Here is a 12,323-nt window from a genome sequence, read left to right as displayed (position 1 = left end):
AGGAATTCTCATGCCCACTCTTCAAAATATGATCCGTCAAGTCGGTATCGTGTCGACTATTTTTTTGCTGAGCATCGCCGCTGGCTGCTCGAAACCTTCCGATAATGTCGCCTCTGGAATACAGGCCACCCCCGTCAGCGCATCTACCCAGTCTGCTTCAAAGTTGGGTGACCTATCTGAGTTCCGAACCATCGCGGCGGATACTTCCAGCCTCACCGAAAAAAACGACCTCGCTGGAGCAAAAGCTCGCATCAAGGATCTAGAAACCTCATGGGACTCTGCTGAAGCAGGAATTAAACCCCGCGCTGCCAGTGATTGGCATGTGCTGGACAAAGCAATTGATAGGGCACTCGATGCCCTGCGAGCAAGTACACCCAAGCAAGCCGATTGCAAGGCGGCAATGGATAACCTGTTGAAAACCTTCGACTCTATGATGGGTAAGCCATGACACCGCACCATGGCCGCTGATGCATCAGGGGGCAAACATCGGCCCAGACGCTTCAACACAGACGCGCAGGTCATGATCCCTGCGCTGGTCTTAGTGAGTTACATGCGTATATTGCTAGTCGCAGATGACTCGATGATTGGCGAAGCGACTCAAGGCGCGCCGACCAACGCAAGCCACGCCTTGGACTAGGTGCGGCCAAATTTGCCGTGGCGTACCTACTGGTGCGTCTGCGTGTGATGCTACGCCGTAAAAAATCTCCAAGCCTTCGTAAGTGATTTGAGGCCAGCCGCACTTCCATTCTCCGCATACAGCGCGCAACCTAACGTACAAGATTGCCATAGAAACGGGCGTGAACTTGCTAAGTCTACAATCCTAGTTTAGCCCTCTTAACCTGTAATGGAATTTTCGATGCAAAGGCAGAATCCTATGTTCGACACCGACTCGATTAGAATCAATATAAACGACGTCACTGAACTCAAGCATTGGGCCCAAAAATTTGGAGTATCAAGAAATGAGATCAAATCGGCTGTCGGAGCAGTAGGTGACTCTTTGACAGCCGTTAAGCAATATCTTAGCCCCGTACATGAGGCTTAAATACGATAGCCTGAGACTGGCAAAACTTGCCATTCCTATTTTTCTGCCTACATCCGGGGGGCAATGGCGGACTTGCATCGCCCTTAAGCTACTGAGACGGAGACTATTTTTGGAGGACGGCAGCCACCGATTTGCGAATTTCTTCCCGCGCTTCATCTGCGCTTCCCCAGCGGCCCATCTTCACCCACTTACCCGGCTCCAACGCCTTGTAGTTTTCGAAAAAGTGCTGGATCTGCGCGAGGAGTAATGCAGGGAGGTCTGAGCACTCCTTAACGTCGCTGTATATAGAGCTGAGTTTTTCATGAGGCACTGCGATCACCTTGGCATCCGCTCCAGCTTCGTCCGTCATATACATCACACCAACCGGGCGACTACGAATGACAACGCCAGGTGATACTGGGTAAGGACAAATCACCAGGACGTCGAGAGGATCGCCGTCATCGCTGAGCGTATTTGGAATGAATCCGTAGTTGGCCGGGTAGAACATCGGCGTGCTGAGGAAGCGGTCAACGAAGATCTGTCCGCTTGGCTTGTCCACCTCGTATTTGATCGGCGAGTGGTTTGCAGGAATCTCGATTACGGTGAAGAAGTCATCGGGAATCGCGTTACCAGCTGGAATGTCCGTGTAGCTCATGCTCATATCTCCAAGCGTCTATGAAAGGCAAAGGCCGCTGACGTTTTTGCCAGCGGATACACTGTTTCGATTTCTTACGCTGACCAACCAACAGATTTACCGGCTATAAAACGAATGACTTTCTGATCGCATCCAAGTCAGTCCAAGGTTGCGAAAATTGAGAGCTGACCTCACCACAGCCAGAGCCGTGGGCGAACGGTTGATTACTCAATGTCTCGGGCTGCTGCGCCGCGCACTTTCTACAAATAACAATGCCGCCCTGGACTCTCCATCTCCTGTTCCAGTCGACTAGCTTCTCGGACGGGGTCATTACGTCTCTCTTGTTTCAATCTGATTGACAGCAAATCAGTGGATATCACCGCACAAACGCATCATGTCCTGCATAAATGGCACGGTTTCCCAGATGCTCTTCTATTCGCAGAAACTGATTGTATTTCTCGACCCGCTCCCCCCGGCATGGAGCTCCAGTCTTGAGATGGCCAGTCCCCATGGCGACAGTCAGATCAGCGATGAAGCTGTCCACCGTCTCCCCGCTACGATGAGAAACCATCGCCCCCCAGTTTGCCCCGTAGGCCATTTCGATAGCTGCTTTTGTCTCCGTCAGGGTTCCGATTTGATTGGGTTTGATCAATACGGCATTGGCGACGTTTTCTGTGATGCCGCGCTGAATCCGCTCGACATTAGTGACAAATAGGTCATCTCCAACCAACTCTATCCGGTCACCCAGCGCAGCATTCAATTGCTTCCAGCCCGACCAATCATCTTCCGCGAGTCCATCTTCCAGTACCGCAATTGGGTACTTATCGACCCATGAGGAATAGAGACTAATCAGCTCTTGGGCATCGACTTTGCGACCTTCCGAGCGTAGATGGTAAAGACCGTTTTCATAAAAACCGCTGGATGCTGGATCGATGGCGATCTCGATCTGAGATCCAGGGGTATAACCAGCCCTTTCAATTGCCTTAATGATCAGCTCAATGGCGTCTGAGTTTTTCTTGAGTGCCGGCGCAAAGCCGCCCTCATCTCCGACCGCTGTTGAATAGCCGGCGCCCTTAAGCACCGCTTTCAGCTCGTGGTACACCTCAGCGCCCCATCGCAAGGCTTCCTTGAAACTGCCAGCCCCTGTAGGTGCAATCATGAATTCCTGAAAGTCAGGGCCTTGCCAGTTGGCGTGAACACCGCCATTGAGAATATTGAACATCGGGACGGGCATTCTTGCTGCTTGCTCGACGCCCAGATATTGGAACAAGGGCAAGTTCAGCGCAGAAGCTGCCGCTCTGGCAACGGCGAGGCTCACGCCCAAGATCGCGTTTCCTCCAAGCCTGGATTTATCAGAGGTTCCATCCAGCTTAATCATCAGATGATCAATCTGTTCCTGGTCAGCCGCATCCAGGCCTCTCAAAGACTCAAGTATTTCGGTATTTACATTGCTAACGGCCTTTAAAACTCCTTTGCCGGAATACCGCTGTATATCTTGGTCACGCAACTCAACTGCTTCGTGAGCGCCTGTAGAGGCACCGGACGGTACTGAAGCCCGGCCTAGGGCTCCGCACTCCAAGGTGACGTCGACTTCAACGGTAGGATTACCGCGTGAATCGAGAATTTCACGTGCATGAATAGCCTGGATTTGCGTTTTCATTGATCTTCTCCAAGGAACGATTCGGGAACGTCATTAACCATGTGAATCCGTTGAGAGGCCTCTATGTCGGACGTCAGCTCTCCATGAGTATCCTGAACAGCTGCACTGCCGACACCGCAATCGCGGGAACCAAGAAGCCTCCAATAATTAGTTCAGGAATCTCTCCAACCAAGGGCATGAACTGCCCTCCCTTTGCCATCTGGAAAAGCTCCAGCATTTGGTTTGACGCAACCATCACGGAGCAGCAGTACGCAGTCTGGGCTTGTAGCCTGGCCTGCCTTTGATTGAGCAGATGAAAGGTCAGCAACGACACGCCAATGCTTACGATGAACAGCACGGAGAACTCATAGACTGATCCTGTAAAAAGCTTACCCATCACAAGCCCGAATACGCTGCTCAGCATCACTGCGCTCATGTGGTCTCCCAATTTTCTAAAGTGGTTTTGATGAGCCGACCTCGCTGAGCACCATTTCGCAGTCTCATCTTTGGGTTACCCATGGACATCGCGCTCATTACCCTCAATTTTGCTGTGCTCTCAGTTCGTAGCCCGGCAGGCAGGTGTGGGCTACGTCGGCCTTGCAGGACTTCTCACTGGGCATGCGCATCGTTACTAACGCCCCTTCGAGCGAGGTGACGATGTACCAACCCTCGCTCGATACCTTTTGGCTACCTGCAACGCCCGCCAGAAAAAGTGACCAAAAAATCAGTCCTACGAGGAGCGGCCTGTTGTCACGGGCCCAGTTAGCAGGAGCTGGCTGTGGACGTAGGTTATAAACTCGGTACATGGCGTTTATCCTTTTTATTGGTTGTCCAACAAGGTGTGTTTTTTAGTTTTTCGCCTGGCCCACTCGCCCGTACTCGGTGGGCAATTTGATATAGCTCAGCGAAAACGACTCCTTGGCTAATGCCTCCAGCAACTTGTCGCACCCAGTTTCATCAGTGGATATCGTCACAGTGACGGGATGATCGGCACCGCTGAGGAAATGCGCCGTATGCAAATGCCCCAAATGATCTAGCCCCTCCGTACCGCTCACCAAAGTCGCACCCAACGCGCCCTCTCGCTTGGCGAACTCGACCAACCACTCTCCCAGTGGAAGGTGCTGGTAGTTGGTATTCTGTTCAGTGAAAAACGTCAGTTGAAAGCCTTTCATAGAAAATCCTCTTAGGGTGCAAGAGCGACCGATGCTTCGGTCGAACATGCATCTTCATTTACGAGCTGTTTCTTCAAGCTGAATTACGACGCGTCACTAAGTGGTAACTCGCATAACAGGAGGACTGCTCGCACCTTGCGTAATTCGTCAGCGTGATCGCGCAGGAAGGCGCGTAGCTTGTCCTCTGTATCCAGCAATTCCAGGCACTGGGGATGACGCATATCACCCAGCTCCGGGTGATGATGCGAGATGCGATGCCCCGGCAAATAACCTGCAGAGATCGTCTTGAGCATTACCTGCTCGATTTTTGCGTTTTGAGCAACTTTAAGGAGGTGCTGGGCTAGCGCAGGTGCGCTGAGGTGGTGCCAGAAGCTGGTAACCCGAGCTCGACTAGCGCCAGGGAAATAGAGTTGCAAAGCTGTCAGGCGATCTTGACGATCCTCGGTCATTTCTCTTCCCCCTCAAGAGCCACTTTTCGCTCGTTTTCAGATTTAGTTTGTGCGTGGAATTGCTTGATATCAGAGAGCCGGATTTCCTCCGGAAGCAGACGGTGATGCTTGCTGTGGCCGACACGCTGGGCGTGATAGATCCCGGTGTGTCCGGATACGAGATAACTGGCGATACAGGCAATGGCTGCAAGCGGAGCAATTTCGGGCCCGAAGAGCTCCATGGCCATGACGATGGTTGCCAGTGGTGTATTAGCTGCACCGGCAAAGACGGCGACAAAGCCGATACCAGCCAGCATGCCGAAGGGAAGGTGCAAGAGGGGAGCCAGCGCATTCCCCAAGGTGGCGCCGATGTAAAACAGCGGTGTCACTTCACCGCCTTTGAATCCAGTGCCCAAGGAGACAACAGTGAACACCATCTTTCCAAGCCAATCCCAAGGAGCTATTGGCATTTGAAAGGATTGGACGATGCTCGGAATGCCCAGTCCGATGTACTTATCGACGTCGATGTAATGGTTACTACCGAGCGCCCACACTGCGACTGCGATCAGCAGGCCGCCGGCGAAGGGCCTTAATGGTGAATAGGTGATAAGCCGCTTAACGAAGGCCCCGAGCTTGTGGGTCGCTGTAGCGAATAGCAGACCAGTGAGGCCAAAGACAATCCCAGCTGCCACCACAGCCAAGACGCTCCACAGCTGCACCGGAACCACTTCGCCAATGACGTAATGCGTGTGAACCACGCCCCAGGCTTGCCCCACCTGGTCAGCAACGATTGCCGCAACCACGCAAGGGAAAAGCGCGTCGTAACGCATACGTCCAATGGCCAATACTTCAAGTCCGAATAAAGCCCCGGCAAGAGGGGTGCCGAAGACGGACGCAAAGCCAGCACTGATACCGGCCATGAGAATCACCCGACGGTCTTCGCGGCGCAGACGAAAGACATGCGTCAGTTGATCGGCAAGGGCACCGCCCATTTGCACCGCCGTCCCCTCACGTCCCACAGATGCACCAAAAAGGTGGGAAACCACGGTTCCGATCAGCACCATCGGCACCATGCGCAAAGGCACGATCTTCTTAGGATCATGGATCTCATCGATGATCAGGTTGTTTCCGGCATCAACCGGTTTACCCATCAAATGGTAAGCGAGCCCCACGGCGAAGCCAGCAACTGGAAGTAGCCAGATCGCCCAGCGGTGAGTTTCCCGCCATTGGGTGGCGTGATCTAAAGAGAAGAGGAATAGCGCAGAGGCAGAACCCGCCAACAGTGCGACGAGAACTGCAAGCGCAAGCCATTTTGCTATGTAGGGCAGTAAGTCGAGTTGTTCAGGTCGTCGAAGTTTAGACATTTGGCCAGCCACAAAAAAGTAAGTGGGCCTGACCAAAAGTGGGATTCTGAGCGCGAACGCCTACAGACCTGTTTTGATCAGGTTTCTGTAGGCATCATCAGCTGCTACGGGTGCAGCGGTTGGTTAATGGAGGAATGCCATCTCCAATCCGTCGATTTTAGCTAGCTCCGCTCAAAATGTAAAATCATGTTACGGAGGCAGTAAGCACAGGAAGAGCTCGTGAAGTCTTGTTTGGTAAAAGGATGCCGGACTAGGTGGTTTTTTTGCCGACAAAGCCCATTTCAATTGGAGTCTTGATGTAAAACACCGAGATGTCCTCAAGCTCCAATCGCTTGAACAAGCGTTCAGATTCGTCCTCGGTGATAGCCATGCGAATCTCGGTAGGCTGATCCGCCAGTTCAAAAAAATGGGAGGAGTGCAGCCGACCGGTATGCCCAAAACCCTCGATACCAGTAGATAGGGTCGCACCACGTAGTCCCATTTCTTTCGCCAAATCTACGATCCAGTCGCCGAGCATCTTTCCCTGATAACGACGGTTCTGTTGGGTAAAGAAAATCACCAGAAAACCTTTCATTTTCATCTCCTCAGCGCGTGCCGATCATTTGATAAGACAGAAGCCCGGCAGCCGTCATCGCCAACGAGCCCACGACATGCAATGAAACCGAGCCGAGGGCCCACAGAAGTCTGCCTTCCTGGATCAGGGCAACTGTTTCTGCCGAAAACGTGGAAAAGGTTGTAAGCCCGCCACAGAAACCCGTGATGATCAGCAGACGCCACTCAGGACTCAGGGTGGGAGACGCGGCCAAAAATGCGATGGCTAGGCCAATGATGTAGCCCCCAACCATGTTTGCAACCACTGTGCCTGGCGGAATCGTAGGGAACAGAGCGTTTAGCTTCATGCCCAAGAACCAGCGCAACCAGGCACCAAGTGACGCGCCAATGGCGATAACTACAAGTGATTTCAGCATGGCGGGCTCACCTCGTCAGACCTAGGCCAAACAGGTAGCAGGTAAGCACAACGCGGGAGTGGCGACTGGGGTAGTAGGATCATAATCCTGTCCTAGATTGGAGACAGGAAGCGGATACACCTACGCACCCTGTCCAGGGTTCACGTAGGCATCATCAGCACAAGGCGGTTGAAGGAGGAATGCCATCTCCTGGCTACAATCTAGCAGCAAAATGGGGAAAAGTGACCTAGCACGCAGTAGCTCTGTTTGAAATTATTCCTAATCCAGCTCAATGCAATGGCTTCGCTTCCAACCCCCGCCATTCATTGATAGCGATACCTATCAAGAGCCAAGCGGAGCCGACGAGGACACCGGCAAGTACATCACTCAGATAATGCAGACTTAGAAATAGTCGGCTAAGACAAATCGCCGCGATTGCCATCGCTGACCAAACCCCAACTTCTGCCCGCATTCTTTTGGTCGATAGCTCGCGAGCTATCACAAACCCTATGAATCCAATCACCACCGTAGATGCCGTAGCGTGTCCGCTTGGAAAAGAAGGATTGAATTCTGTGATTCCGTCAATAAAGACTGGTCTCGCCCGATTAATGGCGTATTTCGCAACCCATGTAGTGACTTCCGCGCCCAAAAAAGAAGCCCAAAGCGGAAGCAAAATGCTGGATCTGCGCATCGACCACAACAAGACTGATACGACAGCTACAAGCATCCCCATCGAAATTATCGTCCCTAAAGACGTCACTTCGACGAAAAGATGTAAAAGCCAAGGAGCACGAAATGGCTGAAAAAAGTCGTTCACGGCCAAATCGATGGCGGATGTCCTGTTCCAATGCAGCACCGCAATGGTCAAGCAGAGAAAAGCGCTGATTATCAGGCCTGCCGCTAAAAGCAAACAACGTATGACTCGCCAACCATCTGGTGCTCGCGGTTGCACTTCTGAGTCGCTGGTCTCAGCACCATCCTCATACATTTGCGGTGAGTTCGTTGAGTTGGCGATTTTGAGCAATATTTCGATAGCCAAAAACCGCATCGCTCCAACTGCAACAGCAAGGGCACCCAAGAAAATTAGTGCCTCTGGATAGGTACTCAATTTGCCTCCTGTTGATTTAATCCGCCTCCAAGAGCCGAGTACCGATTTTATGGTGAGCACTGTAAAAGCGTTGTGACAGGGATGCCTTGCACCATGCGCGGCTCAGTCTATGACCTGCGACTAACTATGCCAGTAGGGCCGCCTACATGGCTTTGACCGAAACCACTTCCACGTACTTGTACCTCTTCTTAGCAGGCTTCACAGCCTCCAGCTCCGCAAGCAAAGAGCTCAACGTGTCGGTCTCGTGGATCAACTCATGCATCTTACCCTCGAATTCGTTTCCAACGCGAAGCGTGACTCGCAGCCTGGGCGTAAACACTTTCTCTGCTTTTTTCTTGTCTGCGGGAGTTGCAATCGGCTTGGTAAAAACAACCTCTGGCGCAGGCTCCTGCACTGGAGGAGCAGAAACCTGCACCTCCTGCTGAGCCTCACCAAACAAGGCGCGACGCATTTCTTCTTCAGTTAAACCAGCGTTCATAAAACATCTCAATGGAGAAGCAATTAGCTCAACAAATTCTACAGGGGTGGCTACGCTAAGGTACGCTGTGGGGCATGATCAGACTTCAGATACCTAAGTCTATTTCTAGACAGGAACCTCTCCAGGCTCGCGAAAGCTGCTCCTTCGGTAATAGCGTGATGAGCCCGTCCGCTAGGTCACTGGCGTGACGAGCGTATAGCGTCACTGTGCCAGGAACCGGTATCCGATCAGCAACGAAGGCACCGACTCGCTCTTGGGCAATTTTTAATATATCTAGGACTTCTGGGCTCACCTGTTTCGTGGACAAATGCTCAACGACAGGTTTGGGCGGAGGCGCGGCGTGACTCCACATATTTACAACCACCTGAAGCAGTCCGTCTGAGCCAAGATGTTCAAGAGCTATCTCCCACAGCTGGCCTTCCTGCGCCATATCCAGGCGAGCCCTAGTCATTACGGAGTTCTAACAAGGTGAGGGTCTTTCTTGATTGCGAGTTTACCAAGCTCTCAGCGGCTGCGAAGCTGATATCACTCGCATTGGTGGCTGAGGATGGGCGCGAATTCTACGTGGAATTGCTCGATGCTTGGAAAGAAGAAGACTGCAGTGATTTCGTAAAGGAAATCGTGCTTCCGCAGCTGTGGGGCGGTAGCTACGTACGACCCACCATTGAGGCAAGGTCAGCGCTGCTCGAGTTCCTAGAGTCGTTTGACGAAGTTCTGGTGATTGTCACAGACGCTCCACAGTACGATTGGGAGCTTTTCACCGAACTTGCATATGACAATGGTAAGTGGCCAAGGAACGTCCGGAATTACCCCACTGACGCAACCACTCTAAATGCCACAAGCGACGGGGTTCCGCTTCCGCATCACGCTCTCCTTGACGCCCGTATCATCGCTAGCATGTTCATCACAAGCAATCCATAGGAAGGACTACCCTGAGAAGGCGCACAGTCTGTATTGGCCAATCGGGTCGAGCGGAGAATGAAATGGAAGGCACGCACGTCGGAGCAAGTCGCGGAGCTGCTCTGTGGTGACAACGCGGAAGGCCATTTTCATTATCCGCCAGGTGCTCAGCATGAACGGAATAGATAACGATTTGCCCTCGCTCAAACCGCCTATAGGGAACAATCGCGCCCGCAGCGGCCTGAGCAATCTTCAGAATACTCAACACACCATCACCACCGAGGTTGCCGTCCAGATACCCTCTGTTTTACCACCGGTCGACCGGACATCCGTCCATGACGCGCCCACAACTTGATGGAGATCCGATGGGCCGAGGTGCTCCTCCGAAGTTCTCCACAGGAAGCCTTCCTATGACACGGTGACTCGGGTTGTGCTCATTTAAAGGTCATTCGAAATCAAGGTCGCTCGGGCGTGGTTGTTTGTAGATATCTGCGCACAGTCGATCTCGACAGCTCCAGTCTCTCTGCGATTTCTGACACAGACACGCCCGCGCTGCTCAAACGATTAGCCTCCGCTGCCTTTTGCGCCGCATCGGATCGGACGGGTCGACCAGGCGGTAGTTTTCCGGCTCGTGCCATTGACTCCATCTCCTGATCAACACTTTCTTTTCTAATTCTGTTCATCTGTTTGGAAACGCGTTTAAGGCCCTCCCCGAACGGCTCATTAGATTGCAGAGACGTCGCCATGAGAATGAGTGAGGCCGGCTCAACTTCCATTAGCGCTGCAAGACGAATGAGCACATCAATCGTGATGTTAGCTTCACCACGCTCTATCCGGCCCCAGTAGGAACGGTCAATTGTGATCAGGTTTTCCTGCGCAAAACCCTTTCTTCTACGCAGTGCTCGTACCACTACAGCAAGGGCTTCTGCGGCCTCCATGACATTTCCCCAAGCAAATCGAGGATGAGGCCATATTGCGGCGCACCATAACACGGACTATCATCCGTATTATGGTGCGATTGGCACTTTCAGGCTGGCTTCCCGTGATCCGATTGACGTCTCCAAGCCAACGCAACTGGCGTGCGGAGATACTCTTTGCGAGGGGCGAGCTCAAACAAGCGGGATTGAATTGTCAATTTCCGGGTTATTAATTGAGGTGAACCCTATGGCTAGCGTCCAAGAGCCCGACTTTATGAAAGGGCCAAGAACGCCCCTTGAGGGCCTGGAGGGTACTTCCGAAGCTCGAGCTTTAGCAGTCGAACGATTCCCTAAAAAGCCTTACTGCCTAGTTCGCGACTGGACAATATTTCGCATTGAAGTCACACGCGACGAACTCTTCAAATGTCATGCAGCAGGCCAGCTCCCGATGATCCTGTTTGCTCACAACGTGGCCGAGGACAGCCAAGGTCGTTTCGAACGGGGCGATTGGGTTCGTTCAAGCATGTGCACCGGTTTCCACGACGGTGTTGCATTCGAGACCAGAAACTCTGTTTACGTATTGATTGGCCCTGGTCATGAACAGCTCGCAAGCCTGAAAGACGTTTTCTCCCTCTTCTAACTGCGCTCAGTATCGGAGCCCATTCAGGCTAAGGACATACGATGTTTAGAACACACGACTCCGACATGCTCGGACTGCCGGGCATGTTCGGTGAAGGTCAGTACCAATGGCATCAGGTATCCAAAGTGCTTCGTAATCACTGGTATCACGTAACTGTTCTGGCTAAGTACGAGGACAGAATTTCAGAGGCGGTTCTCATGATCGACAGCGAACCTCGGCTTCAGCAACTGCTGATTGCCCAGGACGCGGAGACGATCATCACAGAGGTGCAAGTAGTTACACCTGCCCACATGAATGGCACGGGAATTTGGCGCATGGAGAAACTGACCAAAGTGACGCTTGGTGAAGACCAAAACAAGTGTGTTGTGTGTCTGCTGGAGGTGGAGACCGGCTCCAAATACCACAGCTCTCACCAACCTGGCTTCAACACTGACGTGCTGAGCAATCTTCGTCCAATCTACCACGCGAACATGATTCGTACAGCCTGAGATTTACAAAGAATCCTGCACGATACCAGCGCAGATGGTTCCTTGAAGATTTCCTGGTAACGCCATACGGGCTGCGAAAGGAGCGCAATTATGCTGAACACTCTGGATGTGAATTTTCATGGAAAACGACATACGGATTTCGATCTCGCACGAATCCTAAAAGCACAAGCCCAAGGCTTCGACAAACCGATAACAGCCTATCTCTGCAGAGTATCCATAAAGGCTCGTGCTGGATTAGGCGTCGTGTTTGGTCACAACCGTAAAGACCAATATGGACGGTTCGGCGACGGTCACCTGATCCGGACTTCTGACGTCATTAAGGCGGAGCGCGAGGGCCGATTTTGGGTACTTACCACAGAGAACTCACGCTACGTGATCGCGACGTTTCAGCACGGTAATGGGCGTGCGAGCTTGCGAGATTTTTTGCGCCTTTCACAGAATTACCACCATTTCGCGCCAAGGTTGCTGCAGTGATGATCGTGTTCGCCTTCGCCAAAGATGAACACTCCTGAACAACTTCAAGGTAGTGTCATGATCGTAAAGACCGGCGAAATGACCTGCATTTTCCGACAAAGCCTATCGGGATG

At 52.4% G+C, this 12,323-nt stretch carries 18 protein-coding genes and 2 riboswitches; of the genes, 6 read left to right on the top strand and 12 right to left on the bottom strand.

Annotated features, from left to right (window positions below):
• Nucleotides 1–10: 10 nt before the first annotated feature.
• Nucleotides 11–448 (top strand): hypothetical protein, encoded by a 438-nt coding sequence (locus KVQ82_RS27365; RefSeq protein ID WP_222016909.1) that lies wholly within the window; start codon nt 11–13, stop codon nt 446–448.
• A 396-nt stretch (nt 449–844) separates the two neighbouring features.
• Entirely contained in the window at nt 845–1,042 is a 198-nt protein-coding gene (locus KVQ82_RS31885; RefSeq protein ID WP_369426605.1) for a DUF3606 domain-containing protein, read from the top strand.
• 103 nt (nt 1,043–1,145) lie between these two features.
• Here KVQ82_RS31885 and ppa read toward each other — a convergent pair whose 3' ends face one another.
• From ppa to KVQ82_RS27310, 11 genes are all read right to left on the bottom strand, one after another.
• The gene (ppa, locus tag KVQ82_RS27355; RefSeq protein WP_222016903.1) at nt 1,146–1,676 is read right to left on the bottom strand and encodes an inorganic diphosphatase; all 531 of its coding nucleotides are present in this window, start codon (nt 1,674–1,676) and stop codon (nt 1,146–1,148) included.
• 355 nt (nt 1,677–2,031) lie between these two features.
• Nucleotides 2,032–3,315, bottom strand: coding sequence for a phosphopyruvate hydratase (gene eno, locus KVQ82_RS27350; protein WP_222016899.1), 1,284 nt, complete (start codon nt 3,313–3,315; stop codon nt 2,032–2,034).
• 73 nt (nt 3,316–3,388) lie between these two features.
• A complete protein-coding gene (locus KVQ82_RS27345; RefSeq protein WP_222016897.1) occupies nt 3,389–3,730 on the bottom strand; it encodes a hypothetical protein in 342 nt (113 codons plus the stop codon).
• Nucleotides 3,731–3,833: 103 nt separating this feature from the next.
• Complete coding sequence (locus KVQ82_RS31745) at nt 3,834–4,100, bottom strand: hypothetical protein (protein ID WP_260687831.1); 267 nt, start codon at nt 4,098–4,100, stop codon at nt 3,834–3,836.
• A gap of 42 nt (nt 4,101–4,142) precedes the next feature.
• Nucleotides 4,143–4,466: a DUF190 domain-containing protein gene (locus KVQ82_RS27340; protein ID WP_222016895.1), complete on the bottom strand. Its 324-nt coding sequence runs from the start codon at nt 4,464–4,466 to the stop codon at nt 4,143–4,145.
• 83 nt (nt 4,467–4,549) lie between these two features.
• Nucleotides 4,550–4,915 carry a hypothetical protein gene (locus KVQ82_RS27335; protein WP_222016893.1) on the bottom strand — a complete coding sequence of 122 codons (366 nt, stop codon included), beginning with the start codon at nt 4,913–4,915 and terminating at the stop codon, nt 4,550–4,552.
• Nucleotides 4,912–6,258, bottom strand: coding sequence for a voltage-gated chloride channel family protein (locus KVQ82_RS27330; RefSeq protein ID WP_222016891.1), 1,347 nt, complete (start codon nt 6,256–6,258; stop codon nt 4,912–4,914). Before KVQ82_RS27330 ends, KVQ82_RS27335 begins: the two co-directional genes overlap by 4 nt.
• Nucleotides 6,259–6,339: 81 nt before the next feature.
• Nucleotides 6,340–6,412: riboswitch (Fluoride riboswitch) on the bottom strand.
• 96 nt (nt 6,413–6,508) lie between these two features.
• Nucleotides 6,509–6,832 carry a DUF190 domain-containing protein gene (locus tag KVQ82_RS27325; protein WP_020191372.1) on the bottom strand — a complete coding sequence of 108 codons (324 nt, stop codon included), beginning with the start codon at nt 6,830–6,832 and terminating at the stop codon, nt 6,509–6,511.
• 10 nt (nt 6,833–6,842) lie between these two features.
• Nucleotides 6,843–7,226 carry a fluoride efflux transporter CrcB gene (gene crcB, locus KVQ82_RS27320; RefSeq protein WP_222016889.1) on the bottom strand — a complete coding sequence of 128 codons (384 nt, stop codon included), beginning with the start codon at nt 7,224–7,226 and terminating at the stop codon, nt 6,843–6,845.
• A 138-nt stretch (nt 7,227–7,364) separates the two neighbouring features.
• A riboswitch (Fluoride riboswitch) is annotated at nt 7,365–7,425 on the bottom strand.
• Nucleotides 7,426–7,494: 69 nt separating this feature from the next.
• Nucleotides 7,495–8,313, bottom strand: a complete 819-nt coding sequence (locus tag KVQ82_RS27315; RefSeq protein WP_222016887.1) for a phosphatase PAP2 family protein — start codon at nt 8,311–8,313, stop codon at nt 7,495–7,497.
• Nucleotides 8,314–8,455: 142 nt separating this feature from the next.
• Nucleotides 8,456–8,791: a hypothetical protein gene (locus KVQ82_RS27310; RefSeq protein ID WP_222016885.1), complete on the bottom strand. Its 336-nt coding sequence runs from the start codon at nt 8,789–8,791 to the stop codon at nt 8,456–8,458.
• 468 nt (nt 8,792–9,259) lie between these two features.
• Between KVQ82_RS27310 and KVQ82_RS27305 the strand changes: the two genes are divergently transcribed.
• Nucleotides 9,260–9,712, top strand: coding sequence for a 3'-5' exoribonuclease (locus tag KVQ82_RS27305; protein WP_222016883.1), 453 nt, complete (start codon nt 9,260–9,262; stop codon nt 9,710–9,712).
• A gap of 434 nt (nt 9,713–10,146) precedes the next feature.
• Here the strand turns inward: KVQ82_RS27305 and KVQ82_RS27300 are convergent, their stop codons facing one another.
• Entirely contained in the window at nt 10,147–10,629 is a 483-nt protein-coding gene (locus KVQ82_RS27300; protein ID WP_222016881.1) for a helix-turn-helix domain-containing protein, read from the bottom strand.
• A gap of 226 nt (nt 10,630–10,855) precedes the next feature.
• Here KVQ82_RS27300 and KVQ82_RS27295 point away from each other — a divergent pair, with 226 nt between their 5' ends.
• The 3 genes from KVQ82_RS27295 to KVQ82_RS27285 all read left to right on the top strand — a co-directional run bounded on the left by KVQ82_RS27295 (nt 10,856) and on the right by KVQ82_RS27285 (nt 12,210).
• Nucleotides 10,856–11,248 (top strand): hypothetical protein, encoded by a 393-nt coding sequence (locus KVQ82_RS27295; protein ID WP_260687828.1) that lies wholly within the window; start codon nt 10,856–10,858, stop codon nt 11,246–11,248.
• A gap of 65 nt (nt 11,249–11,313) precedes the next feature.
• Complete coding sequence (locus KVQ82_RS27290) at nt 11,314–11,736, top strand: hypothetical protein (protein WP_260687827.1); 423 nt, start codon at nt 11,314–11,316, stop codon at nt 11,734–11,736.
• A 90-nt stretch (nt 11,737–11,826) separates the two neighbouring features.
• Complete coding sequence (locus tag KVQ82_RS27285; protein WP_222016877.1) at nt 11,827–12,210, top strand: hypothetical protein; 384 nt, start codon at nt 11,827–11,829, stop codon at nt 12,208–12,210.
• Nucleotides 12,211–12,323: the final 113 nt, after the last annotated feature.

Source organism: Pseudomonas sp. AO-1, from assembly GCF_019775695.1.
Classification (GTDB): domain Bacteria; phylum Pseudomonadota; class Gammaproteobacteria; order Pseudomonadales; family Pseudomonadaceae; genus Aquipseudomonas; species Aquipseudomonas parakoreensis.
Note: the sequence above shows the minus strand (reverse complement) of the source record. Positions and strands in the feature narration are given on the sequence as shown.

Excerpts from the sequence above, each read along its gene's own strand:
- KVQ82_RS27365 (WP_222016909.1), top strand. The coding sequence starts at position 11 with ATGCCCACTCTTCAAAATATGATCCGTCAAGTCGGTATCGTGTCGACT.
- KVQ82_RS31885 (WP_369426605.1), top strand. The coding sequence starts at position 845 with ATGGAATTTTCGATGCAAAGGCAGAATCCTATGTTCGACACCGACTCG.
- ppa (WP_222016903.1), bottom strand. The coding sequence starts at position 1,676 with ATGAGCTACACGGACATTCCAGCTGGTAACGCGATTCCCGATGACTTC.
- eno (WP_222016899.1), bottom strand. The coding sequence starts at position 3,315 with ATGAAAACGCAAATCCAGGCTATTCATGCACGTGAAATTCTCGATTCA.
- KVQ82_RS27345 (WP_222016897.1), bottom strand. The coding sequence starts at position 3,730 with ATGAGCGCAGTGATGCTGAGCAGCGTATTCGGGCTTGTGATGGGTAAG.
- KVQ82_RS31745 (WP_260687831.1), bottom strand. The coding sequence starts at position 4,100 with ATGTACCGAGTTTATAACCTACGTCCACAGCCAGCTCCTGCTAACTGG.
- KVQ82_RS27340 (WP_222016895.1), bottom strand. The coding sequence starts at position 4,466 with ATGAAAGGCTTTCAACTGACGTTTTTCACTGAACAGAATACCAACTAC.
- KVQ82_RS27335 (WP_222016893.1), bottom strand. The coding sequence starts at position 4,915 with ATGACCGAGGATCGTCAAGATCGCCTGACAGCTTTGCAACTCTATTTC.
- KVQ82_RS27330 (WP_222016891.1), bottom strand. The coding sequence starts at position 6,258 with ATGTCTAAACTTCGACGACCTGAACAACTCGACTTACTGCCCTACATA.
- KVQ82_RS27325 (WP_020191372.1), bottom strand. The coding sequence starts at position 6,832 with ATGAAAGGTTTTCTGGTGATTTTCTTTACCCAACAGAACCGTCGTTAT.
- crcB (WP_222016889.1), bottom strand. The coding sequence starts at position 7,226 with ATGCTGAAATCACTTGTAGTTATCGCCATTGGCGCGTCACTTGGTGCC.
- KVQ82_RS27310 (WP_222016885.1), bottom strand. The coding sequence starts at position 8,791 with ATGAACGCTGGTTTAACTGAAGAAGAAATGCGTCGCGCCTTGTTTGGT.
- KVQ82_RS27300 (WP_222016881.1), bottom strand. The coding sequence starts at position 10,629 with ATGGAGGCCGCAGAAGCCCTTGCTGTAGTGGTACGAGCACTGCGTAGA.
- KVQ82_RS27295 (WP_260687828.1), top strand. The coding sequence starts at position 10,856 with ATGGCTAGCGTCCAAGAGCCCGACTTTATGAAAGGGCCAAGAACGCCC.
- KVQ82_RS27290 (WP_260687827.1), top strand. The coding sequence starts at position 11,314 with ATGCTCGGACTGCCGGGCATGTTCGGTGAAGGTCAGTACCAATGGCAT.
- KVQ82_RS27285 (WP_222016877.1), top strand. The coding sequence starts at position 11,827 with ATGCTGAACACTCTGGATGTGAATTTTCATGGAAAACGACATACGGAT.